Origin of the sequence: Fontisubflavum oceani (genome assembly GCF_030407165.1) — a bacterium.
GTDB lineage: Bacteria > Pseudomonadota > Alphaproteobacteria > Rhodobacterales > Rhodobacteraceae > Rhodophyticola > Rhodophyticola oceani.
Window position 1 is genome coordinate 2,865,261 of record NZ_CP129111.1, and the last position, 22,626, is coordinate 2,887,886.

A 22,626-nucleotide genomic window follows, 5' to 3' on the forward strand; every position below is an offset into this window, starting at 1 on the left:
GCTTCTGTGATCCTTCATGGCTCAGCCGTTCTCAAGACGGGCGGCGCGCCCGCCCCGACGTTTGGTCGCAGGTGGGGCCGCACGTCCGGCCTTTAGGACCTCGGTCATCGGGTGATCGTCATGGCCAACACCATGGCGCGCCAAAAGGATTTCTATGGCCGCCCGCGGGTCCGGCGCGGCCAGGCTCAAGGCCCAATCCATGAAGATCGAGCGGCATTCTGGCAGGGTGATCCCATCGATCAAATACGCCTCACGGATCAGGCCTTTCGGATCATTGGCGTCGCCGGGTTTGCTCATGTGGATGTTCCTGTCTCTGCACCCGTCTCGGGCAAGATGCCTGCAACGATCAGTGCCGCCTCCGACCGGGCCGCGTCAAGCATTCTCGTCAAGGCCTCGATCGTGTCGGTCTCCGTCGTCTGGCAGAGAAACGCTCGCCCGCCAACGCCGATCTCCTCCAGGTCAAGGGCCTGGTCGGTCAAAAGCCGGGTGGCCTGCTGAACCCGGGTAAAGAGCCGGTAGGCATCGCGGAGCGCTTCCCCGCCGACCTCGACAGCCAACCAAGCCGTTCAGCCGCCGTAATCTGCCCGGCGACCTCGCGCGCCGGGTCGCCCGCCGCCAAGGCTGCAGCCTGAGCCAGAAGCTCGATCTCTTGCGCGCCACCGGTGCCACCTTTCACCGACCACGTATCGCCGCCCCGCCCCGCCGCCTGCAGTCGGCTCCGCATCTCGGCGGTGTCCCGCAAGACGGTTTCGGCTGTCGTCTCGGCAGCCAAAACATCCCGGCGCACCGCTTCGATATCGGCCATCAGCTCGGGCGCACCGGCCACCGACCGGGCCCGGGTCAGCGCCATATGTTCCCAGGTCCAGGCCTCGGTCATCTGATACTGCCGAAACGCCTCCAACCCCGTGGCGACCGGCCCCTGCCGCCCCGAGGGTCTGAGCCGCATATCTACTTCATAGAGCTTGCCCGACGCGGTCGGCGCGCTCAGCGCCGTCACCAGCGCCTTTGTCGCCTTGGCAAACCAAGATCGCGGGTCCAGCGGGCGGCGGCCTTCTGTCATCTCAACGCCCTCAGAATCATAAATGACGATCAGATCGAGGTCTGACCCCGCACTCAACCGTCCGGCACCCAAACTGCCCATGGCCAGAACAGCGCCACCGCGACCCGGCGCTGGCCCATGACGCCGCGCAATATCGGCGCAGACCGCAGGCCAGAGACCGGCGACGACCGCATCGGCCAAGGCGGAATACTGCGCCCCTGCCTCTTCCGCATCGATCAACCCGCGCAGGTGATGCACGCCGATCCGAAAATGCCATTCCTTCTGCCAGCGCCGGGCCTCATCCAACTGCGCCTCATAATCCAACCCAATCAAAGCGGCCGACAGGTCCTGCGTCAGGGCTTCGGCACCGGGCCATGCCGCAAAGAAACTGCCGCCCAGAACGGCATCAAGCACCGCCGAGTGCCGCGAGAGATACCGCGCGAGCCCCGGTGCCGTGGCGCAGATATCGACGATCAAATCCACCAAGGGTGGGTTCGCCTCGAACAGCGAAAAGAGCTGCACGCCGGCCGGCAAGCCGCGCAAGAATCCATCGAAATTACCAAGCGCCTCTTCCGGGCGCGCCGCCTTGGCGAACCGGGCCAAAAGATCCGGGCGGAGCCGGGCGAAAATCTCCTGCCCCCGGGCGGAGCGGAGCGCCGGATACCCATGCCAGCGCTCGACAATATCACGGGCCGTCTCGCTCAGCTCGGGTTCTGGATCAGCGCGCGCATCGGGCGCAAAAAACGGCTCGGTCAGATGATCCACGGCCTTCAACCGGCCCTTCAACGCATCCCGGAACAGATCCGTATCGGCCATACCGCAGAACCGCGCCAGCCGGTCAAAACCCTCATCCGAATTCGGCAGGCTATGAGTTTGCGCATCGGCAATCATCTGCAAGCGATGCTCCACCTCCCGATGGGCGCGGTAATGCGTACTCAAAGCCTCCGCGGTGTCGGCCTCGATCCAGCCTTTCCGGGCCAACGCCTCAAGTGCGACCACCGTCTCCCGGCTTCGCAAATCCGGGTCACGCCCGCCCGCCACCAATTGCCGGGTCTGCGCAAAAAACTCGATCTCGCGGATGCCCCCGGCACCAAGCTTCATATTATGACCGTCCAGGGCAATTGGCCCATGCAGCCCCTTATGCGACCTGATCCGCTGCCGCATATCATGGGTGTCTTGTATCGTCGCGAAATCCAGATGTTTGCGCCAAACGAAGGGCGTCAGGATGTCCAAGAAGCGGGCGCCCGCCGCAATATCGCCCGCCGCCGCGCGGCTTTGATATAGGCACCGCGCTCCCAACTGCGCCCCTCGGCCTCGTAATAGCGCTCCGCCGCCGCCATCGAGATGCAAACCGGTGTCGATCCTGCATCTGGGCGCAAGCGCAGATCGGTGCGGAACACATAGCCTTCAGCGGTGTTTTCCGACAGCGTCGCCGCCATCCGCCGCGTCGCGCGGATGAAACTGGCGCGGGCGTCCATCTCGTCGGCCGGGTCGAACCGGCTTTCATCGAACAGGCAAATCAGGTCGATATCCGAGGAATAGTTCAACTCCCCCGCGCCCATCTTTCCCATAGCCAGCGCCACCATCCCGGCACCGGTTTCCGCATCCTCCGGCACCATCCCTGGCAGCTTGCGGCGTTTGATCTCGGTCCCGATATGGGTCCGCATCGCAACGTGAACGGCGCCATCCGCAAAATCGGTCAGCGCGCCTGTGACCTCTTCCAAGCGCCAGACCCCGCCCAAATCCGCCAGCGCCGTCAGAAGCGCTGCGCGCCGTTTCAACTGCCGAAGCCCGCTGGCCAGTCGGGTGCCGTCCAATTCTGCGGTGGCGGCCAGAATGCCGACTTGCGCCGTCTCCGGCGCGGTCGTTAATGCTTCGGCGAGCCAATCCGTCTCTTGTGTCATCAGCCGGGCCAGATACGGGCTGCAGCCCGCCGTGCCCGATATCAACGGGCGCAATTCCGGCGATAGGTCAGGAAACAGCGCCAGCGCCTCGCGGCCGCGCTCAGGATCAAAAGCAATCGGATGACGCGTGATGCGCGCGGCGAATGTCATGGGGTCTGATCAGCCTCATCTAGGGGGGTGTCCTGGCTGAAGATATTGATCCAGCCTTGGGCCCGGCGCTGCCAGATGGAGCTGACAAACATCACCTCTTCCGAGCCGCCCGGACGACGATAGGCCGCGCGATAGGAATAAAGCCCGCAATCAGGCCCAAGCTGGCGAAAATGCGGATCGGAGAGGGTGTACTCGGCAACGGTTGGCCCCTCCGACAATTGGCTGGAATGCTCGGCGTGCCCGGCAAAGCCGCTTGGATACACACCAGAAAATCCGCGCTCAACAGCGCCGCATCGGCCGCCGCGTCTCCGGCCTTCAAGGCCTCCCAAACCGCGCGCTCCGCCGCTTCAATCTCCTGTTCCATGGCGCTCGCTATCCCACACTTGTCGTTCCCCCCGATCCTTGCAATGGTCGCGCCTCAGGAACAAGGGGCAAGCCGATGAGCAAGAGTTTGAAACGCGTGGAACGCGCATTGGCCGAGGCTGGCGTGGAGACCGCCGTTCTGGAGATGCCCTCCACAACCCGGACAGCGGCTCAGGCCGCCGAGACGGCGGGCTGTGCGCTGGATCAGATCGCGAAATCGATCATTTTCAAAGCCGAGACCAGCGGCGAAGCCGTGCTCTTTATCACCGCTGGCGGCAACCAGGTCGACGCAGACAAAGCCAGCGCCCTGGCCGGGGAACCTCTGGGCAAGGCCGATGCCGACCTGATCCGCGCGCAAACCGGCTTTGCCATTGGCGGCGTTGCGCCCATCGGCCATCTCACGCCCATCCGCGCCTGGTTCGATCCGCGCCTCTCAGAGTTCGAGATCGTTTATGCAGCAGCGGGCACGCCACGGCATATCTTTCCCATCGCGCCGGATGTCCTGATCGGGCTGAGCGGGGCCAGACCGGCCAGCTTCACCGCCTGACACCCGGAAAACAGGGTTTTCCGCCCGGAATTTTCGAAAATTCCGGGCGCGTTCAGATCGCGCGCAGCACGGACGCCGCCGCCCTGAGCCCCGGCGCATCCCCGCCACGCCCCAACCGGTCCATCGCCAAATCAGCCGCATCAAGCTGCGCCTGTCGCGCGGCGCCATCCTCCAGAAGCTGCAATAAGGCATCGGAGATCGGCCCGGGCCGACAGTTCTCCGCCAAGAACTCCGGCACCGCATGCGTGTCCGAGACCAGATTGACCAAGGTCACCGTATCGATCCGCAGCATCATGCGGATCACCTGTTTCGACAGCCAACTCATATCGTAAGCGATCACCATCGGCGTGGCCGCTGCCGCCAGCTCCAAACTGACGGTACCAGACGCCGCAAGCGCCAGATCGGCCGCTGCGAATGCCGCCCGCTTCTCGACCGCGGCATCCGCCGCCGACCTCTCCCGCGGGTCCAAGATCACGGGCGAAACCGGCCAGCTTGCGGTCAGTTCCGCCACATCATCGGCCACCGCCGCCAGCGTCGGCAGCACAACACGCAGATCCGGATACGCCGCCAAAACCGGGCGCAGCGCCTCGCCGAAAATCGGCGAAAGCCGGGCAACCTCACCTCGGCGCGATCCGGGCAAAACCAACAGAACCGGCGCGTCGGCACCAATCCCGTGCCGGGATCGGAACGCCTGCGCCTCCTCAGCGCTTGCAACGGGCTCGGTCGCGACCGGATGGCCGACGAAATCGCAGGTCATACCGGCGGCCTCCATCAAAGGCGGCTCAAACGGGAATAACGCCAGCACATGATCGATCGACCGCGCCATTTTCCTGGCCCGCCCGGCGCGCCAGGCCCAGACCGTTGGCGCCACATAATGGATCGTGCGTAGATCGCGCGCCCGGGCCTTGACCTTCGCCGCGACGCGGAGCGAAAACTCAGGGATGTCGATGGTGATCAGCGCATCGGGCCGTGTCGCCACGATCTCATCGGCGGTTTCCGACACCCGCCGCAACAGCGACCGCAGGCGCGGCAGGATCTCGGCCAGACCGATGACGCTTAGCTCCTCCATCGGAAACAGCGTCTGCAACCCCTCCGCCTGCATCAAGGGCCCGCCAATGCCGTGAAACTCCAGATCCGGTTCCATGGCTCTCAGCCCGGCCATCAATGCCGCCCCCAAACGATCGCCCGAAGGTTCGCCCGCGATCAGAAACAAGCGCCGGGTCACGGGGCCGCCCAAATCGCGACGCCCTTGGCCTCCGCCTCGGCCAGAACCGTGCCACGATCCAGAAGCAGCACGCCGCCTGCGGCGATCTCGATCCCGGAGAGACCGGCCTTCGCCGCAAGACGGACCGTATCGGCCCCAATCGCCGGCATATCGACCCGCAGATCCTGCCCCGGTTTCGGGCGTTTGACGAAAACCCCGCCCGATCCGGGCCGGGTCTGCGCCACGAAGTCCAGCATCGCATCGGTCCCCTGCAAGGTTTCGATCCCCAAAACTTGCCCCGAGGCCGCAACCGCGCCCTGCCCCACATCAAGCGGCCCAAGCGCGTCTAGAACGGCACGGGCCCGCGTAGCGTCTGTCTGGTGCTCACTGGTCGGAATGCCGGCGAGCACCCCCTCTTCCGCCACCAGATCAGGGCGCAGCTCATGGGCCGCGCGGACCGCAAAGCCTTCATCTTCCAGAAGCTCGATAACACTGCGCAGGAGGCCATCATCCCCCTGCTCAATCGCCGCCATAAGACGCGGCAGCAGTGCGATGGTCGTCTCATCCAAAGCCGAGGGGTCAAATTGCGGGCGGGTCATCGCGCCTGCCAAACACAACTCGTCGACACCTTGCGCTCGCAATGCCTCGAACAATCCGCCAAGCTGCTCGAACCTGGCCGGGATCACCGGCGCGTCTCTGACCTGCATCTCAACGCCTTGAAACGCCACCACACACGCCGGCCCCGCCTCCAACAACAACTGTGGCAGAGCACCAGAGCCAGCGATGATCGCACGCGCCATCGCTTCAGCCCGGCGTCAGGAAGGAGCGACCCGAGTCGCCCAAAACGAAGGCGACGATCTCATCCACATAAGGCGACGTCCCCTCATCGGCATCCCGCAAGCGGCGGGCGCGGTCTTGGAACGCATCTTCGCCCTGCGCCAGCGCCTGGAATGCCGCGCGCAGCGCCATGATATCCTCGCGCCTCACCCCCCGACGCTTCAACCCGACAAGGTTCAGACCCTTCAACTCGCCGCGCGGCGCATGGACCAGCCCATAGGGGATCACATCATGGGTCACCATCGTCACCGCACCAATGATCGCGCCTTTGCCGATCCGCACGAATTGATGCACACCCGACAGGCCGCCGATCAAAACATCGTCTTCGATGATGCAATGTCCACCGATTGAGGCATTGTTCACCGCGATCACCCGGTCGCCCACGATCGCGTCATGGGCGACATGGGCATTGGCCAGGAATAACCCGTCATCGCCCACCTTGGTCACCCCACCCCCGCCTTCCGTGCCGGTGTTCATCGTCACACCTTCGCGGATGCGGTTGCGCTTGCCAACGATCAGCCGCGTCCGCTCGCCAGCGAATTTCTTGTCTTGCGGGATGTCGCCGATATTAGCGAAGGGGAAGATCACCGTCTCATCGCCGATCTCCGTCCAGCCCGTCACGATGGCGTGGGATTTCAGATGCACCCGCACCCCAAGCGTGACCTCTGGCCCGACAACGCAAAACGGCCCAATCTCACACTCGGGACCGATCACCGCCCCGTCTTCGACCACAGAGGAGGGATGGATGCGCGCGGAGGGATCGATAGCCATCAAGCGCCCTCTGCTGGCAAATCCATCATCGCGGTGAACTCGGCCTCAGCCGCCATCTCCCCCTCGACCGTGGCCACACCTTGGAACTTCCAAACCTTGGCCCCCGCTTTGCCGCGCGTGACCGTCACCGACAGCTCCAAGACATCGCCCGGCACAACCTTGCGGCGGAACTTGCATTTGTCGATTGCCATGAAATAGACCAGCAAATCCTTGTCAGCCATATCCATGCTAACCCCGACCATCACGGCAGCCGTCTGAGCCATCGCCTCGATGATCGTCACGCCGGGCATGATCGGCGCGCCCGGGAAATGGCCCTGAAAATGCGGCTCGTTGAAGGTGACATTTTTGACGCCAACGGCGCTGGTAAACGGCACGATCTCCCGCACTTTGTCGATCAATAGGAACGGATAACGATGTGGAATGATCCGTTGGATCAAGTCAATATCAGCGGTCTTGGGCGGGGTGGTCATTGGGTGCTGGTGTCCTTTGGATCGTTATTGACGCACACGCCCTCTGCGTAACAACTCGGGTCGCGCGCGGCAAGGGCGGTTCAGCGGCGGCTCATGGGGCCGTCGAGGATCCATTTTCGTCGTCTGGCCGGGCCAAGGGCGCGGGAAGATCACCACCCTGCAAAAGCGGACCTTCGCCACCATCGCCGAGGCGGGCGTCGACGCGTTCCAAGGCCAAGGTGGTGATGTCGACCGATTCCGCCGATAAAAGCACCGCGCGATTGTCCATGATGACGGCCGCGCCGCGCTCTCGAACCAGATCCAATAGAATTGGAAAGGCCAGTTCGAAAAACCGCTGCCGCGCGGCGTCGGCCTGCAGACTCAGCGATTGCGCTTTGGTCTCTTGCGCTTGCCGGATTTCGCCCACGCGCGCATCAAATTCCTCGGCCAAGGCCCGAAACGCCATCGGATCCATGGTGGCGCGCTCACCTGTCAGGCGCATCTCTTCTTCTGTAAGTTGTGCTTCGATCTCCCGGTTCTCAGCCGCCAAGCTTTCGCCTGCGGCTTCCAACTCGCTCTGAACCCGCTGCCCATAAAGAGAGGCCGAAAACAACCGATCCTGGTTTAGTACCAAAACCCCCTCTGGCGCCGCGCTGGTCTGCGTCGACGCGGGGCGCGGCGCGGCCCAAATGAGGAGGGCCAAAATGGCCAAACCCCATATCGGCCTGAAGCGCGCATGCGCCATGCCCGTTCTCCTTAGAAGCGCGCCTCGATGGTCAGATCGAATTCCCGGGTCTCGTCATAAGGCTGGGTCTCCAACGCATGGCTGAAGTTGAAACGCAGGGGCCCAATCGCGGTATCCCAGAAGATCGAGAACCCGACCGAGGAGCGGAAGTGGATGTCGTCATCGACCATCATCCCACCTGCACCCAGTGTGTCATCCAGCCCCCAAACCGTGCCAATATCGTAGAACACGCCGCCAGAGATGCCATATTCATCCGGCAGTCCGAGTGGGAAAGCCGCCTCGAAGCGGGCAACTGCGAAGAAGTTCCCGCCGAGTGCGTCGTCATTCGCGGCGTTGGTGTCCCGCGGTCCCAGGCCACGCGGCTCGAACCCACGCATCTGGCGGCTCGACAGGAAGAACCGATCGGTGAACCGGCTATTGCCATCCAACATCGCGATACCACCGCCCTCAACCGTGGCCCGCAAGGTCACCTCTTCCTGCGCGACGCTTGTCTCTGCCGAGGCCAGGGCCGTGGTGCGGATATACTGGCTGTCGCCCCCAAGACCGGCGAGTTCTTGATTGAAGCGCAGAAGCACGCCTGCATTGGGGTTCAGACCCGTATTGCGGGTGTCATAGCTGAAGCCATAGCCAATCGAGGAAGTTATGCGTTCCCCCTCTTCCCGCTGAATGATCGGCGAACTGTCGGCCGTCACGTTCAGGATCGTATCCTGCGACAACCGATAAAACACACTCGCCCGGCTGTACTCACCAATCGGGAAGCCAAGCGATGTCTGGAACCCCAGGTTTTCGGTGTCAAACGCAGCGTTTTGCGCATCCGTTTCATTGAAAAAAACATTCAGACCCAAGGCCAAATCGCGCCGCAAGAAGGCAGGCTCCTGAAAGCTGAAATTGAATGCTCGGCTGTCGGTCGTCGTATTGAACGAAAACCGCAGTGCTTGCCCACGACCAAGGAAGTTCTGCTCTGCATAGCTAACCGCCAGGCCCGTCCCCGTATCGCTCGAAAAACTGACCGAGAAACCAAGAGAGCCGGTGGGCTGCTCTTCGACATCCACATCGACAATCACTTGATCCGGCGCCGTGCCCTGGCGACCCTCGACTTCGACATCGGAGAAATAGGCGAGCGCGCGAATCCGTTCGGAGGCTTGGCGAATGGCGCGCGGGTCAAACGGATCGCCCTCCACCGTGTCGAACTGCCGGCGCACCACACGGTCGAGCGTGGTCGCGTTCCCTTCGATATCGATGCGTTCGACGAAGACGCGTTCACCGCGCACAACGGCAAACTCAACGTCCAGCGTCAGATCTTCATCATTGCGGGTGATCCGAGGTTCGACACGAATGAACCGGAGGCTCTGTTGTGTCGCAAGGTTTTCCATCCGGCTGATGGTGTTGTCGATCAAACGCGGGCTGTAGGTCGTGCCGCTGCGCATGCGGATCACATCCAGATATTCATCCGTGTCGATCTCGGGCAGATCGCTGACAACGGTGATCTCCCCCACATCAAAGCTTTGACCTTCACGAATGTTGAAGGTGATGAAAAACGCGTCTCGGCTTCGGGTGAGTTCCGAGGTCACACTCAGAACTTCAAAATCCACATACCCGCGATCACGATAGAAATCGGTCAGCAGTTGCTGATCAAACGCAATCCGATCCTGGACGAAACTATCGCGTCGGATAATCGCCCGGAAAATCCCCGCCTGCGTGCTTTCTAACACACGGCGCAGGCGACGATCTGAGTAATTACGGTTGCCCACAAACTCGATGCGCTCGGTCTCGACCACGCGCCCTTCTGTCACTTCAAAGACCAGATCGACGCGGTTGTCGCTACGCCGGATGATCACCGGGGTAACCGTCGCGGTCAATCGGCCCGCCTCGCGATAGGCGGCTGTAATCTCGGCGGCATCCTGCTCGGCCACAGAGGGCGAATAGACCCGGCGCGGCTGCGATGTGATGATGTTCAGAAGATCTTCGTCATCGAGCCGCCGGTTGCCCTCAATATTGATCCGGTTGATGGTCGGGTACTCTTGCACAATGATGACAAGGGTCGATCCGCGCGGCACCACTTCGACGCTTTCAAACAGGCCGGAGTTTTGCAGCCGCTGCTGCGCATCGTTCAACTGGCCAGCGCTGATCGCCTCACCAGGATTGATCCCGGCATTCACCAAAACCGTGCTGGCGTCGATCCGCTGATTGCCTTGCACATCAAACTGCGAAAACCGAAAATCTTGCGCCGTGACCGGAAGCGTTAACAGGCACATAAAGGTCAGTGCCATCAGGGTTGCAGCTGCACCCCGCCATCCCGCTGCGAGAGTTGCGCGATTGCTCATCGAATCCTGCCCCGTCCATGACCTGTAATCTTCGGTCATCCCTACCGAAGCAGCGGGGCCTTGTCAAAACGATCCATCACAGCCCATAGCGGTTATCCACAGGCTGTGTCACAAGATATACACAATGGTTTTCGACGGGCGGCGCACCGATACCGGTGCAACCTGATCAGTGGATGGTTGCGTAGGACAACATCCAACCTGCCACAGTCAGCGCAGAGACAATGATCAGCGGAACCAGCAATCGGTCCACATTGATCTGTACGAAGAATCTGATGCCGCGATAACCGTCTGAAAGCAGTCTCATCTGACATACCCTTACCTGACCCAAGAATTTGGGTTTTCTGCAGTTTCAGATGTGCTGCCTGAATATGGCTGAATTTGGGCACCCCAGGGGCGGTTTGGTGATGACTGCCTCCCCCTCACGGGCAGAAGATATCATTCGTCAACGCAAAAAGCATCAGCGACAAAAGCAACATCAGACCGACAGACATGAAGATCTTCAGTGCCTTGTCGGAGGGAGGCTTGCCCGCGACCGCCTCATAGGCGTGAAACAGCAGATGCCCGCCATCCAAGACCGGAATCGGGAAGAGATTCAGAAGCCCTACAGCCGTCGACAACACAGCAATGAACCAGATGAAATCGTCCAAACCCTGACTTGCCGCCGCGCCAGAGGTCTCCGCGATGCCAATCGGCCCTTGCAGATTGCAACTTGAAATCGCGCCGGTGATCATATGCCAAAGACCGGACAGCGAAGACTGAATAATGAACCCGGTTTGCGCGACACCGTATTGCGCCGCATCCAACAGGCCCACAGGCTCGGTGACAGGTTCAAAGAACAAGCCGCCGCGAATACCAATCAGCCAACGTGTCTCAAACCCGCCCTCGGCCAGCGGCAAATCCATCCGCCGGGGGCTGAGTGTGAATTCCAGCATCTCGCCATCGCGCCAGACATCAAGCGCAAGCGCCCCGCCTTCCGAGGCCTCCACCGCGCTGCGCAACTGGCGGAACGCATAGACCGGCTCGCCATCAATCGCCCGGATGACATCGCCGACTTCCAGCCCCGCCGCCATTGCCGCCGATTGCGGCGTGACCGCTTCGACCACCGGGATCCAGGGCGCAACCGCGTCGACCGTCATCGCCACGCCGTCACGTTCAATCTCATAGCTGAGCGTCGGAACAGATGGCACCGCCTCGCTCAGGCTACGCACATCGGCGAGACTGGCAATCGGTGTGCCATCAATGGACGTGATCAGATCGCCTTCCTGCAAAACCTGCATATCGGCAGGCAACGCCTTGGGCGTGCCAACGCGGGCCTCTTCAATCGCCTGGCCCGAGGCCAAAACGAAACCGGCAAAAACCAGGATCGACAGGATGAAGTTGAAAACCGGGCCCGCCGCCACCGTCGCCGCCCGCGCCCAAAGTGGTGCGCCATGCATCGAGCGCCGCCGCTCGGCCACATCCAACGCGTCAATCGCCGCCCCGTCCTTGCCCGAGGCCGCATCCGCATCCCCCAGAAACTTCACATATCCGCCAAAGGGCAGCGCCGCGATTTGCCAGCGTGTACCATGGCGATCCACCCGGCTGGCCAGGACCGGACCAAAGCCGATGGAAAACACCTCCGCATGGATGCCAGACCAGCGCCCAACGATGTAATGGCCATATTCATGGATCGCGACGATGATCGACAGGGCGGCGATAAAGGCCACTAGTGTAAACGCAACATTGCCGAACTGGGGGATGAATTCCATAACCTACCTGTCGTTTTGTCGTTTCGCGACCTGCTCTTCGGCCCGTTGCCTTGCCACATGGTCTGTTTCCAGCACGGTCTCAAGGGTCTCTATGGCATCGTGAAGGCGAATATCGCGCGAAATCTGGTCAAGTGTCGCCGCGACCACACCTGTCATATCCATGAACCCGACCCGCCCGGCCAAAAACGCATCAAGCGCGACCTCTTTCGCGGCGTTGAACACCGCGCCCGACAAGCCGCCGGTTTCCATCACCTGCCGCGCCAAGCCGAGAGCCGGATAGCGAATGTCGCAGGGCGCGCGAAACTCCAATGTGGCCAGCTCCGCCAAATCAAGCCGCGCCACCGGCAGGGCGCGCCGCGTTGGCCAATGAAGGGCATAGCCAATTGCATGGCGCATATCCGGCGCGCCCAGATGCGCCATCAACGCACCGTCGCAAAATCCAACCAACGCATGGATGATCGATTGCGGATGTACGACCGCCTCGACCTGATCAGGGCGCACACCGAAGAACTCTTTTGTTTCAATAAGCTCCATCGCCTTGTTGAACATTGAGGCACTGTCGATGGTGATCCGCTGGCCCATATCCCAATTCGGATGGGCACCGGCATCTGCGACGGTCGCACTGGCCAACGCCTCAATCGGCCAGTCTCTAAGCCCACCGCCAGATGCGGTAATCACGATCCGCTCCACCGCCGCCATGTCCTCGCCGACCAGCGCCTGAAACACCGCTGAGTGCTCACTATCGACCGGCAAGATCGTGGCGCCATGCGCCCGCCCCTCGGCCAGCAAGAGCGGCCCCGCCGTGACCAAACTCTCTTTATTCGCAAGCGCCAGAGTCGTGCCATGGCGCAGCGCGTGAAACCCGGGCTCCAGACCCGCCGCGCCAACAATGGCCGACATCACCCAATCGACCGGTCGGTCCGCGGCCTCCACCAAGGCGCCCTGCCCGGCTGCGGCTTCAATCCCGGTCCCCGCCAAGGCCTCTCTGAGCGTCGGCAGATGATCCTCATAGGCCGTGACCGCAACATCGGCCCGAAAAGCCCGCGCATCCTTGGCCAATTGCGTTACATTCCGCCCGCCGGTCAGCGCCACCACATCATACGCCTCCGGCGCGCGCGAAATCAGATCAAGCGTGTTCTGCCCAATCGATCCTGTCGCCCCAAAGACACTGACCTTACGCATACTGGTCCTCTAAATCGGCGTCGGCGGAAACTCCGCAAAGCTTTCCACCAGCAGTAGCAAAAGCGCGGCCCCAAGCATTCCGTCAAACCGATCGAACATCCCGCCATGGCCGGGCAATAGGTTCGAGCTGTCCTTGACACCCACCCTGCGTTTCAAAGCGCTTTCCGCGATATCGCCCATTTGGCTGGCCATACTCAGCGCAACGGAGATGCCAATCAGTTCCACGCCAGAACCTGTCGCCTTCATGAAGGCCGCTCCGACCAAACCCGCGCTGACCCAACCCGCAACAGTGCCGGACCATGTCTTCTTCGGGCTGACCAGCGGCCAAAACTTCGGCCCGCCGAAAATCCGCCCCGCGAAATAGCCGAACACATCCGTCGCAGCCACGACCAGAACCAGCCATAGCATCCAGGTCAGGCCGAAATCCTCGCGATGCACCAGAAGGCCAAAGCCCGCGAACATGATCAAAGCAGCGTACATGATGTAAAGCGTTCGGTTCTTCTCTAGCACGCCGATCCCCAGAATGCCGACCAGCAAAAGCAGCGGCAAACCAAGCCCGATGGGCAAGAGTTTCGCCGCCAGCAACAAGCCCGCAGCCAAGCATCCCAGAACGATCGCCCGGCGCAAACCGCCACCCAGCATGCGCACCAGTTCCCAGACCAACACGCCCACGATCAAAATGACCAGGCCGACAAACACCGCGCCGCCCATCCAAACCGCCGTAAGGCCAACAACGGCCATCGCCATGCCCGTGGCCGACCGTGCCGCCAAATCAGAGAAGCTATCGCGATTGAGGCTCATTTGGGCCGAACCGGGGTCAGACAGACACCGCGCCGAACCGCCGCTCTCGAGTCCCAAAGCGGCTCAGCACGTCACCAAACTCTGCGCGCGAGAAATCCGGCCAGAGCGTATCGATGAACTCATATTCGGCATAGGCCGATTGCCAGAGCAAGAAATTCGAAATCCGCGCCTCGCCGGAGGTGCGGATCACCAGATCGGGGTCTGGCAGAAGGCACGTATCGAGGTATTTCGGCAATGTCTCGTCGGTCACGTCGCGCGGGTCAAGCTTGCCTGCCGCTACATCATGCGCCAGGCGGCGCGTGGCGCGGGCCACCTCGTCGCGGCCACCATAATTCAGCGCGATCGTCAGATTGATACCGGTATTGGTCGACGTCAAAAGCTCCAGATTGTCCATCAGGTCAACCAGCGCCGGCTCCAGCTTAACCCGGTCGCCGATGAAGCGCACCCGGACATTTTCATCCAACAAAGATTGCGTTTCGCGGCGGATATAGCGTTTGAAAAGCTTCATCAGACCGGCCACTTCGGTCTGCGTCCGCTTCCAATTCTCGGTCGAGAAGGCAAAAATCGTCAGATAGTCGACGCCGAACTCTGGGCAGGCCCGGACAATCTCTTTCACCCGTTTCGCGCCTGCGTGATGACCGACCAGCCGGGGCCGCCCGCGCATCTGCGCCCACCGGCCATTGCCATCCATGATGATCGCCACATGGCGCGGTGTCTGTTCGCTGTCACTCTTGGCGGCCATGTCGGCTCCTGTTTTCGGTCGAAAGCGGCGGGTGCGCTATACCTGCATGATCTCGGCTTGCTTGGTCTCAAGCGCGCTGTCCACCTTGCCGATATGGCCATCGGTCAGATCCTGCACCTCGGATTCCCAAAGCTTCTGATCATCCTCGGACATACCGTCGCCCTTGGCTTTCTTGATCTGATCCATCCCGTCACGACGGACATTGCGGATCGCCACCCGGGCGCTTTCGGCATATTGCGCCGCAACCTTGGTCAGTTCGCGGCGACGCTCTTCGTTCAACTCGGGGATCGGCAGCATGATGATGGTGCCGTTGAGCTGCGGGTTGATGCCCAAGCCGCTTTCACGAATGGCTTTCTCAACCTTACCGACCATGGATTTGTCCCAGACGTTGATCGTGACCATCCGGCTTTCGGGCACATTCACCGTCCCGACTTGGTTGATCGGGGTCATCTGACCATAGGCCTCAACCTGGACCGGCTCCAGCATCGCCGCCGAGGCGCGCCCTGTGCGGAGCGAGGCAAACTCTGTCCTCAGCGCCGCCAAAGCGCCATCCATCCGGCGTTCCAAATCGTCTAGGTCTATCTCGATATCGTCGGACATGTCCCTGCCCCGTTTTTTCTTAACACTGACAAAGACCGCTTCTAAGCGGTCACATTACCTTTGTATAGGTGCCTTCCCCGGCCAGGATCCCGCGGAACCCACCCGGTTCATCCAAGCTAAACACAATAATCGGCACGTCATTTTCGCGGGCCAGCGCGATCGCTGAGGCGTCCATCACGCCCAGATGCTGCGCCAGAACCTCGTCATAGCTTATCTCGTCATACCGTTGCGCGTCGTCATGTTTGGCCGGGTCCTTGTCATAGACCCCGTCCACCTTGGTGCCCTTGAAAATCGCCTCGCAGCGCATCTCATTGGCGCGCAGCGTAGCGGCCGTATCCGTCGTGAAATAAGGGTTGCCCGTCCCAGCCGCAAAAATCACGACCCGCTTCTTCTCCAGGTGCCGCACCGCGCGGCGGCGGATATAGGGCTCACAAACCTGATCCATCGGGATCGCGCTGATGACCCGGGTGAAGACCCCCATCGATTCCAGAGCCGATTGCATCGCCAACGCGTTCATCACCGTGGCCAGCATACCCATATAATCAGCGGTCGTGCGCTCCATCCCCTGTGCCGAGCCCTGAAGTCCCCGGAAGATATTGCCGCCGCCAATCACCATACAAATCTCGACGCCCAGATCATGGACCGATTTGACCTCCTGGGCGATCCGCTCAACCGTCGGCGGATGCAGCCCGAACCCTTGGCTCCCCATCAACGCCTCGCCCGAAATCTTCAGCATCACGCGGTTATAGGCGGGGCGTGCGGGGGCGGTATCGTCTGGCATGAAGTCCTCTGGAACAGCGGCTGGCAAGGCCGATCATTGAGATTGCCGCAACATGGCGTAAAAGGGGATTGTGTTCAACGCCAGTCTGGCCGTTTCAGTTCCAACATAAAGAATTACCCGCAAGCCCTTGTTTGATATCAACTCTCTCTCGCCATCTCGCCCGGTTCTTATTGCTGGCGCCACCGCATCCGGCAAATCGTCGCTGGCTCTGGCCATTGCCGAGGCGCAGGGCGGGCGCATCCTCAACGCGGATGCTCTGCAAGTCTATGACGGCTGGCGCATCCTGACCGCACGGCCCGGCAAAGAGGATGAGGCCCGCGCGCCCCATGCGTTATATGGCCATGTACCGTTCGAAGCCGAGTATTCGGTCGGAGCCTGGCTACGCGATCTGACGCCCCTGCTCGACGGCCCCCGTCCGATCATTGTCGGCGGGACTGGGCTATACTTTCGGGCGCTAACCGAAGGGCTGGCCGAGATCCCGAGCACCCCACCTGCGATCCGGGAGGAGGCCGATGCTCTGCCCTTCGATCAGCTCTCTCGGAGCTGGATCAGGCAGACCCTGTCCTTGCCGCGCGGATCGACCGCCAGAACCGCGCTCGCGTTCAGCGCGGTTGGGAAGTGTGGCGCGCCACAGGCCGCCCACTCTCTGGATGGCAAGCGGAGACGGCCTCGCCGCTTCTGCCACTCGATCAATGTCAGCCGCTGTTGCTTGACGCAGATCGGGAATGGCTGAACGCGCGGATCGAGACCCGGTTCGACAAGATGCTGGAAGACGGCGCCCTGGACGAAGCCCGCGCCAACCTGCCCCGCTGGTCCCAGGCTGGCGGCAGCGCCAAGGCCATCGGCGCGCCCGACCTCATCGCCCATCTGCAAGGCCACCTATCTCTGGAGGACGCCCGCACCGCGGCGATCCTTGCCTCCCGCCAATATGCGAAACGGCAGCGCACATGGTTCCGCGCCCGAATGAAAGGCTGGCAACATATCGCGCAACCATAGGCAAATTCTCGCACGACCGTTGGAAATGGCCTGCGAAACGCCCCTTCCCTTTCACTTTTTCAATCTGTAGCGTTAATGGCGATGTCCGAAAGCTACGCCGTCACTTCTCTTGGTCAATTGCGCATGCGCCCCACTTGGCGCGTGGAAACATTGCATTCAAACCCGCGGCATCATCTCTATTGGATCACCCGCGGTCAGGGCCGAGTCTCGGTCGGCTGCATTACCCGGGGCTATGGGCCGAACACAGCCGTCTTTGTGCCCGCCGGCATGGTGATGTCTTTGGAATTGCCACAACAGATCCAAGGGCTGTTGCTGCGGATTCCGCCGGATCCCGGAATCGACCTGCCAGATCGGCCCTTCCATTTGCGGGTCTCAAACATCGAGGCGCAGGCCAGTCTAACCGGGCGGATCGAACGGATTGAACGCGAGATTGCCGGTCAGGCGCCAGCCATGGACCGCGCATTGAAAGGATACGGGTTGCTGATCTCGACCTGGATCACCCGCGAACTTGCCCGCCAAGAGGGCGCGATTGCCCGGGACAAGACCCATCACCTGGTCGAGAAATTCGCCCAACTGCTGGCCATCAGCTATCATACCGGCGCGGGCGTGGCCGATTATGCCGACCGGCTTGATATCACCCCCACACATCTCAGCCGGGTCTGCAAAGAAGCCGCCGGCAAACCGGCCCACGCGTTGATACATGAACGCTTGATGCATGAGGCCCGGGCGCTCTTGGCCGATACGGATCTGTCGGCGCGGGCGATTTCCGATCAGCTCGGCTTCTCGTCACCGGCCTATTTTACGCGGGCTTTCTCACTGGCGACCGGTCAAACACCCACGGCATTTCGGGCCAAACCGCGCCGCTAAGATAGCATGGCGACTCATCTTGCAAGCGAATTATTTCGCCGCGATGTCGTTTTTTGACCTGGCAAATGTCGCAAAAATTACACTAATGGACGGTGCTGACCATTGACGCCTTGAATAGAATGTTGCGCAATGCGCGTCACAAGATTGCAAAAAAGCTGCTAAGCTCAGAACGATCAAGAAATACTGACAACAAATCGTGTCACAGGGAGACGACAATGACACCGATGAAACAGACGGGTAAAGCGGTTCACCCCGCTGCCAAAATGTATGCCGAGGAATATCGACAGGGCCAACTCAGCCGTCGCGAATTCCTTGTGCGGGCCTCCGCTTTGGGGGTCGCCACCGCCACCGCCTATTCGATGATTGGGCTCAACCCGGCCGAAGCCATGGGCCATCGTCAGACACCGCCGATGGGCGGTACACTGCGCATTCAGATGGAAGTGCGCGCGCTGAAAGACCCGCGCACCTATGACTGGAGCCAGATGGCCAATGTGAGCCGCGGCTTCCTGGAGTATCTGGTCGAATACAACGCCGACGGCTCCTTCTCCGGCATCCTGCTGGACAGTTGGGAGGTGAATGATGAAGCCACCCAATACACCCTGCGCCTGCGCCCGGGTGTGAAATGGAACAATGGCGACGACTTCACCGCAGCCGACGTGGCGGCGAATTTCGAAGGCTGGTGTGACGCCGATGCCGAAGGTAACTCGATGGCCGCGCGCATGGGCGCAATGGTCGATCCCAACACCAACCGCGCCGTCGAAGGCGCGATTGAGATTGTCGATGATCTGACCGTGCGGCTGAACCTGCCCTCCGCCGACATCACGATCATTCCGGGCATCGCTGACTACCCCTCCGCGATCCAGCACCGCGACTTGATCGGCACCAACCCGCTGGATCACGGCGTCGGCACCGGCGCCTATCGCATCACCAACTATGAAGTGGGTGTGCAGGCAACGCTGGAACGCAATACCGATCACGAGTATTGGGGCGAGGCCTATCTCGACCAGATCGACTTCATCGATCTCGGCCAAGACCCGGCGGCCTGGCTGGCCGGTGCCGAGGCGGGCGAGTTCGACATGACCTACGAGACGGTCGGTGAATTTGTCGATCTGTTCGCGGCCATCGGGTGGGAACAATCCGATGTTGTGACCGCCGCAACCGTGGTGATCCGCCCGAACCAGAACAACGCGCCTTACGACAACCTTCAGGTGCGCCAGGCCATCGCCAAAGCAGTTGACCCGCAGGTCTGCCTGGATCTCGGCATCAACAGCCAGGGCGAATTGGCGGAAAACCACCATGTCTGCCCGATCCACCCGGAATATGCCGAACTGCCGCCGCTGGAAATCGACAAAGACGCGGCCTATGCGCTTCTGCAGGAATCCGGTCATGCCGATTTCGAGTTCGAGATCATGTCGATCGACGACGACTATCGCCGCAACACCACCGACGCGGTCGCGGCACAGCTGCGCGATGCGGGCTTTACCGTCACACGGACGGTGATCCCCGGCTCGACGTTCTGGAACGACTGGACAAGCTACCCGTTCAGCTCGACCAACTGGAACCACCGCGAATTGGGCGTAATGATCCTCAACCTGGCCTATCGGTCGGGCGTGGCCTGGAACGAATCTGGCTTCGCCAACGAGGAGTTCGACACGCTGCTTGACCAGGCGAACGGTATTCAAGATGCCGGCGCGCGCCGCGAGATCATGGTGCGCCTGCAAACGATCATGCAGGAACAAGCCGTAACGCTTCAGCCTTACTGGCGCTCGCTCTTCCGCCACCACACCGGCTCGGTCGTGAATGCGGAGATGCATCCGAAGTTTGAGATCAACGTGCATTACCTGGGCGTCGAAGCCTAAGGTCAAAAGCGGCGGGGCGGTCCAATGGGCCGCCCCGTGCCACATTTGCGGGTGCCCACTGCCCGCCCCATCAAACGGGCCCACCAATGAGGCCTGATGCTCCACCGCCACGGAGCAAGAACCGACAGGGAATAATATGGGACTGTTTATCCTGAAACGCTTCGGCGTGATGCTTCTGACCGCGCTATGCCTCACCTTTGTGGTCTTCTTTCTGACCAATCTCTTTCCGAACCTCGAAAAGCTCGCGAAAACGCAGGGCAACGCCCGGATGACCGATGCCGAGGTGGTCAGCTGGCTCGACAATAACGGCTATGGCGGCCCGATGATCACCCGTTACGGCCAATGGCTGGGCGTGGTTCCGGGCTGGACCCGCACCGATGAAGAAACCGGCGAGGTGACAGGTCGATGTATCGATTTCGGGATGGACCCGGCCGATGCGCCCCGCTTCTGCGGCATGTTGCAGGGCGATCTGGGCTATTCCACCGTTTCGGATGATGAGGTCTCGAACATCGTTGGCGGACGATTGCTTTTGACCGGAAAACTCATGGGCTGGGTGCTGATCGTGATGATCCCCTCCGCCCTGATCGTCGGCGTCTTGGCGGGCATGCGCGAGGGGTCACGATTAGACCGAACGCTCTCCACCGCCTCCATCGCCACGACGGCGACACCTGAATATGTCTCCGGCGTGATCTTCATCGTGCTCTTGGCCTCTTCAACGGCGGGCATCTCGCCCTGGTTGGCGGAACAAGGCTGGATCGATGGGCGCACACTCTTCTTAGGATCGTCACGATCCGCGATGGATGACATCACCTTCTGGAACTTCACCCTGCCGGTGATGACGCTGGCGCTCTACGGGATGGGCTATATCGCCCGGATGACCCGCGCTTCGATGGCCGAGGTGATGACCGCGCAATATATCCGCACGGCGCGACTGAAAGGCGTGAGTTTCACCAAGATCGTGCTGAAACACGCGCTCCGCAATGCGCTGATCGCGCCGTTCACGGTGATCATGCTGCAAATCCCATGGCTCCTGACCGGGGTGGTGATTGTGGAAACCCTCTTCAACTATAACGGCTTTGGCTGGACCCTGGTGCAGGCCGCGTCCAACAACGACATCGAACTTCTGATGTCGGTCTCCATCGTCGCCGTGATCGTGGTGCTGGCCACACAGCTGATATCAGACATCGGCTATGTGTATCTGAACCCACGCATCCGTATCTCTTAAGGAGGGCCTGACACATGGACCCGATTACCTGGACAGGCTCCCTTGGCCCCTACCTGAACCCGCTGATCTTGGCCGCTGTTGTGGTCTTCATCCTGGGCTTCTTGGCGCAACTCGTGCTGAATTTTGCGGGCGTGAAACCCGGCGAAGTTCAGATCAATGCCGATCACACGCTCACCATGACCCGCTCGGCCAATGACTATGCGCTGATGGCGATGAAATATGCAGTGATGCTGTTTCTGGCCTGCGTCGTGATCATGATCATCGGCGGCATCGTTCAATCCGACCTCGCCGCCAAAGGCATCATCGGCGGCATGGGGCAGCAGTTCTTGCCGGTCTGGATCGCGCTGATCGTGATCTTCGCACTCTCGATCAACTTCAAGCGCAAGCTTGGCCTCTATGGCAAACTGTTCGACAGCCCGATTGGCATGGTGGGCTTCTTCCTTGTCATGTTCTGGATGCTGACGGCGATCTTCGCCAATATGATCGGCACCCATGGCCCGATCGACGTGATCAGCCAGATGCGCAACGAAGTGCCCGGCACCTTCCTGCCCAACCCTGATGAAGGCGACTATCTGGTCTATCTTCTGGGCGGCGACAATCTGGGCCGCGATGTGTTTTCCCGGATGGTCTTTGGGGCCCGCGAGGTGCTGAAAATCGCCCCGGCTGCCACGCTCTTCGCCTTCATGGTCGGGATCACCCTCGGCCTCCCCGCTGGCTATTTCGGCGGCAAATTCGACACCGCGCTGACCTTCATCGCCAATCTGGTCTTGGCCTTCCCGGTGATCCTCTTGTTCTACCTGCTGGTCACGCCGGAAATCGTCGCCTCGGGTATTCCGACCTATATGGCCGCTGTGCTGTTCCTGTTCCCGATCATCTTCTTCGTGATCCTGTTCAACAGCCGGTATTTCACCCAACCGATGACCCGCAATTTCTACATCATTGCAACGCTCATCATCGGCGGCTGGCTCTATCTCGGTCTGGCCTGGGATGCAGACCCGCTTGGTCTGATCTCCATGCCGGGGAACATCCTGATCGTGTTTGTCTCGGTGGTCTTCGTGAACTCACCCACGGTCTTCCGGATTGTGCGCGGCATCGTGCTCGACATCAAAACCCGGGATTACGTGGCCGCCGGGCAAACCCGCGGCGAAGGCCCCTGGTACATCATGCTTTGGGAAATCCTGCCCAATGCGCGCGGACCGCTGATCGTCGATTTCTGCTTGCGGATTGGCTACACCACGATCCTTCTCGGAACCTTGGGCTTCTTCGGCCTGGGCGTCAGCCCCGAGAGCCCGGATTGGGGCTCGACCATCAACGAGGGGCGTCGCCTTCTGACCATCTATCCCCATCCGGCCCTGCCGCCGGCGCTGGCGCTGATGACGATGGTCTTGGGCCTGAACCTCCTGGCCGATGGCCTGCGTGAGGAAAGCCTCAAGGACTGATGTGAGAGGCGCGCGGGGCTGCCCCTCGCGCGCCCATACCAATTCCATACCGG

Annotated in this window: 20 protein-coding genes and 2 pseudogenes; 6 read left to right on the forward strand and 16 right to left on the reverse strand. The window is 61.3% G+C overall.

Features of this window, described 5'->3' with window-relative positions:
- Nucleotides 1-21: 21 nt before the first annotated feature.
- The 3 genes and pseudogenes from QTA57_RS14615 to QTA57_RS14625 form a co-directional block, all read right to left on the reverse strand.
- On the reverse strand, nt 22-297 hold the full coding sequence (locus QTA57_RS14615; RefSeq protein WP_145209272.1) for a hypothetical protein: 276 nt from the start codon (nt 295-297) through the stop codon (nt 22-24).
- Nucleotides 294-3,093: pseudogene (locus QTA57_RS14620) on the reverse strand ([protein-PII] uridylyltransferase family protein). Before QTA57_RS14620 ends, QTA57_RS14615 begins: the two are co-directional and overlap by 4 nt.
- Nucleotides 3,090-3,356, reverse strand: a complete 267-nt coding sequence (locus QTA57_RS14625; protein ID WP_330696706.1) for a hypothetical protein — start codon at nt 3,354-3,356, stop codon at nt 3,090-3,092. The pseudogene QTA57_RS14620 and the gene QTA57_RS14625 overlap by 4 nt, the downstream one beginning before the upstream one ends.
- 176 nt (nt 3,357-3,532) lie before the next feature.
- Here QTA57_RS14625 and QTA57_RS14630 point away from each other — a divergent pair, with 176 nt between their 5' ends.
- Nucleotides 3,533-4,003 (forward strand): YbaK/EbsC family protein, encoded by a 471-nt coding sequence (locus QTA57_RS14630; protein ID WP_290152164.1) that lies wholly within the window; start codon nt 3,533-3,535, stop codon nt 4,001-4,003.
- 52 nt (nt 4,004-4,055) lie between these two features.
- Here QTA57_RS14630 and lpxB read toward each other — a convergent pair whose 3' ends face one another.
- The 13 genes from lpxB to pyrH all read right to left on the reverse strand — a co-directional run bounded on the left by lpxB (nt 4,056) and on the right by pyrH (nt 16,187).
- Nucleotides 4,056-5,165, reverse strand: coding sequence for a lipid-A-disaccharide synthase (gene lpxB / locus QTA57_RS14635; protein WP_290154931.1), 1,110 nt, complete (start codon nt 5,163-5,165; stop codon nt 4,056-4,058).
- 59 nt (nt 5,166-5,224) lie between these two features.
- Complete coding sequence (locus tag QTA57_RS14640) at nt 5,225-6,007, reverse strand: LpxI family protein (RefSeq protein WP_290152165.1); 783 nt, start codon at nt 6,005-6,007, stop codon at nt 5,225-5,227.
- A gap of 4 nt (nt 6,008-6,011) precedes the next feature.
- Nucleotides 6,012-6,815 (reverse strand): acyl-ACP--UDP-N-acetylglucosamine O-acyltransferase, encoded by an 804-nt coding sequence (gene lpxA / locus QTA57_RS14645; RefSeq protein ID WP_290152166.1) that lies wholly within the window; start codon nt 6,813-6,815, stop codon nt 6,012-6,014.
- Complete coding sequence (gene fabZ, locus QTA57_RS14650; protein WP_171560922.1) at nt 6,815-7,285, reverse strand: 3-hydroxyacyl-ACP dehydratase FabZ; 471 nt, start codon at nt 7,283-7,285, stop codon at nt 6,815-6,817. Before fabZ ends, lpxA begins: the two co-directional genes overlap by 1 nt.
- 91 nt (nt 7,286-7,376) lie before the next feature.
- Entirely contained in the window at nt 7,377-8,009 is a 633-nt protein-coding gene (locus QTA57_RS14655) for an OmpH family outer membrane protein (protein ID WP_290152167.1), read from the reverse strand.
- 11 nt (nt 8,010-8,020) lie between these two features.
- A complete protein-coding gene (gene bamA / locus QTA57_RS14660; protein ID WP_290152168.1) occupies nt 8,021-10,279 on the reverse strand; it encodes an outer membrane protein assembly factor BamA in 2,259 nt (752 codons plus the stop codon).
- Nucleotides 10,280-10,499: 220 nt separating this feature from the next.
- Nucleotides 10,500-10,637, reverse strand: coding sequence for a hypothetical protein (locus QTA57_RS14665; protein WP_171560916.1), 138 nt, complete (start codon nt 10,635-10,637; stop codon nt 10,500-10,502).
- A gap of 115 nt (nt 10,638-10,752) precedes the next feature.
- Entirely contained in the window at nt 10,753-12,081 is a 1,329-nt protein-coding gene (rseP, locus tag QTA57_RS14670) for an RIP metalloprotease RseP (RefSeq protein WP_290152169.1), read from the reverse strand.
- Nucleotides 12,082-12,084: 3 nt separating this feature from the next.
- The gene (gene dxr, locus QTA57_RS14675) at nt 12,085-13,263 is read right to left on the reverse strand and encodes a 1-deoxy-D-xylulose-5-phosphate reductoisomerase (protein ID WP_290152170.1); all 1,179 of its coding nucleotides are present in this window, start codon (nt 13,261-13,263) and stop codon (nt 12,085-12,087) included.
- A 9-nt stretch (nt 13,264-13,272) separates the two neighbouring features.
- The gene (locus QTA57_RS14680; protein WP_171560908.1) at nt 13,273-14,064 is read right to left on the reverse strand and encodes a phosphatidate cytidylyltransferase; all 792 of its coding nucleotides are present in this window, start codon (nt 14,062-14,064) and stop codon (nt 13,273-13,275) included.
- A gap of 16 nt (nt 14,065-14,080) precedes the next feature.
- The gene (locus tag QTA57_RS14685; RefSeq protein WP_171560907.1) at nt 14,081-14,806 is read right to left on the reverse strand and encodes an isoprenyl transferase; all 726 of its coding nucleotides are present in this window, start codon (nt 14,804-14,806) and stop codon (nt 14,081-14,083) included.
- A gap of 36 nt (nt 14,807-14,842) precedes the next feature.
- The gene (frr, locus tag QTA57_RS14690) at nt 14,843-15,406 is read right to left on the reverse strand and encodes a ribosome recycling factor (RefSeq protein ID WP_145209308.1); all 564 of its coding nucleotides are present in this window, start codon (nt 15,404-15,406) and stop codon (nt 14,843-14,845) included.
- Between the two features lie 49 nt (nt 15,407-15,455).
- On the reverse strand, nt 15,456-16,187 hold the full coding sequence (gene pyrH / locus QTA57_RS14695; RefSeq protein ID WP_171560904.1) for a UMP kinase: 732 nt from the start codon (nt 16,185-16,187) through the stop codon (nt 15,456-15,458).
- A gap of 127 nt (nt 16,188-16,314) precedes the next feature.
- Between pyrH and miaA the strand changes: the two are divergent.
- The 5 genes and pseudogenes from miaA to QTA57_RS14720 all read left to right on the forward strand — a co-directional run bounded on the left by miaA (nt 16,315) and on the right by QTA57_RS14720 (nt 22,573).
- Nucleotides 16,315-17,183: pseudogene (miaA, locus tag QTA57_RS14700) on the forward strand (tRNA (adenosine(37)-N6)-dimethylallyltransferase MiaA).
- Between the two features lie 141 nt (nt 17,184-17,324).
- Nucleotides 17,325-18,050 carry an AraC family transcriptional regulator gene (locus QTA57_RS14705; RefSeq protein ID WP_171567829.1) on the forward strand — a complete coding sequence of 242 codons (726 nt, stop codon included), beginning with the start codon at nt 17,325-17,327 and terminating at the stop codon, nt 18,048-18,050.
- A 215-nt stretch (nt 18,051-18,265) separates the two neighbouring features.
- A complete protein-coding gene (locus tag QTA57_RS14710; RefSeq protein ID WP_290152172.1) occupies nt 18,266-19,909 on the forward strand; it encodes an ABC transporter substrate-binding protein in 1,644 nt (547 codons plus the stop codon).
- Between the two features lie 136 nt (nt 19,910-20,045).
- Entirely contained in the window at nt 20,046-21,134 is a 1,089-nt protein-coding gene (locus tag QTA57_RS14715; RefSeq protein ID WP_290152174.1) for an ABC transporter permease, read from the forward strand.
- A gap of 14 nt (nt 21,135-21,148) precedes the next feature.
- The gene (locus QTA57_RS14720) at nt 21,149-22,573 is read left to right on the forward strand and encodes an ABC transporter permease (protein ID WP_290152175.1); all 1,425 of its coding nucleotides are present in this window, start codon (nt 21,149-21,151) and stop codon (nt 22,571-22,573) included.
- Nucleotides 22,574-22,626 lie beyond the last annotated feature (53 nt).

Coding starts and splice junctions, on each gene's coding strand:
- QTA57_RS14615 (WP_145209272.1), bottom strand. CDS start 297: ATGAGCAAACCCGGCGACGCCAATGATCCGAAAGGCCTGATCCGTGAG.
- QTA57_RS14630 (WP_290152164.1), top strand. CDS start 3,533: ATGAGCAAGAGTTTGAAACGCGTGGAACGCGCATTGGCCGAGGCTGGC.
- lpxB (WP_290154931.1), bottom strand. CDS start 5,165: ATGGCCGGGCTGAGAGCCATGGAACCGGATCTGGAGTTTCACGGCATT.
- QTA57_RS14640 (WP_290152165.1), bottom strand. CDS start 6,007: ATGGCGCGTGCGATCATCGCTGGCTCTGGTGCTCTGCCACAGTTGTTG.
- lpxA (WP_290152166.1), bottom strand. CDS start 6,815: ATGGCTATCGATCCCTCCGCGCGCATCCATCCCTCCTCTGTGGTCGAA.
- fabZ (WP_171560922.1), bottom strand. CDS start 7,285: ATGACCACCCCGCCCAAGACCGCTGATATTGACTTGATCCAACGGATC.
- QTA57_RS14655 (WP_290152167.1), bottom strand. CDS start 8,009: ATGGCGCATGCGCGCTTCAGGCCGATATGGGGTTTGGCCATTTTGGCC.
- bamA (WP_290152168.1), bottom strand. CDS start 10,279: ATGGCACTGACCTTTATGTGCCTGTTAACGCTTCCGGTCACGGCGCAA.
- QTA57_RS14665 (WP_171560916.1), bottom strand. CDS start 10,637: ATGAGACTGCTTTCAGACGGTTATCGCGGCATCAGATTCTTCGTACAG.
- rseP (WP_290152169.1), bottom strand. CDS start 12,081: ATGGAATTCATCCCCCAGTTCGGCAATGTTGCGTTTACACTAGTGGCC.
- dxr (WP_290152170.1), bottom strand. CDS start 13,263: ATGCGTAAGGTCAGTGTCTTTGGGGCGACAGGATCGATTGGGCAGAAC.
- QTA57_RS14680 (WP_171560908.1), bottom strand. CDS start 14,064: ATGAGCCTCAATCGCGATAGCTTCTCTGATTTGGCGGCACGGTCGGCC.
- QTA57_RS14685 (WP_171560907.1), bottom strand. CDS start 14,806: ATGGCCGCCAAGAGTGACAGCGAACAGACACCGCGCCATGTGGCGATC.
- frr (WP_145209308.1), bottom strand. CDS start 15,406: ATGTCCGACGATATCGAGATAGACCTAGACGATTTGGAACGCCGGATG.
- pyrH (WP_171560904.1), bottom strand. CDS start 16,187: ATGCCAGACGATACCGCCCCCGCACGCCCCGCCTATAACCGCGTGATG.
- QTA57_RS14710 (WP_290152172.1), top strand. CDS start 18,266: ATGACACCGATGAAACAGACGGGTAAAGCGGTTCACCCCGCTGCCAAA.
- QTA57_RS14715 (WP_290152174.1), top strand. CDS start 20,046: ATGGGACTGTTTATCCTGAAACGCTTCGGCGTGATGCTTCTGACCGCG.
- QTA57_RS14720 (WP_290152175.1), top strand. CDS start 21,149: ATGGACCCGATTACCTGGACAGGCTCCCTTGGCCCCTACCTGAACCCG.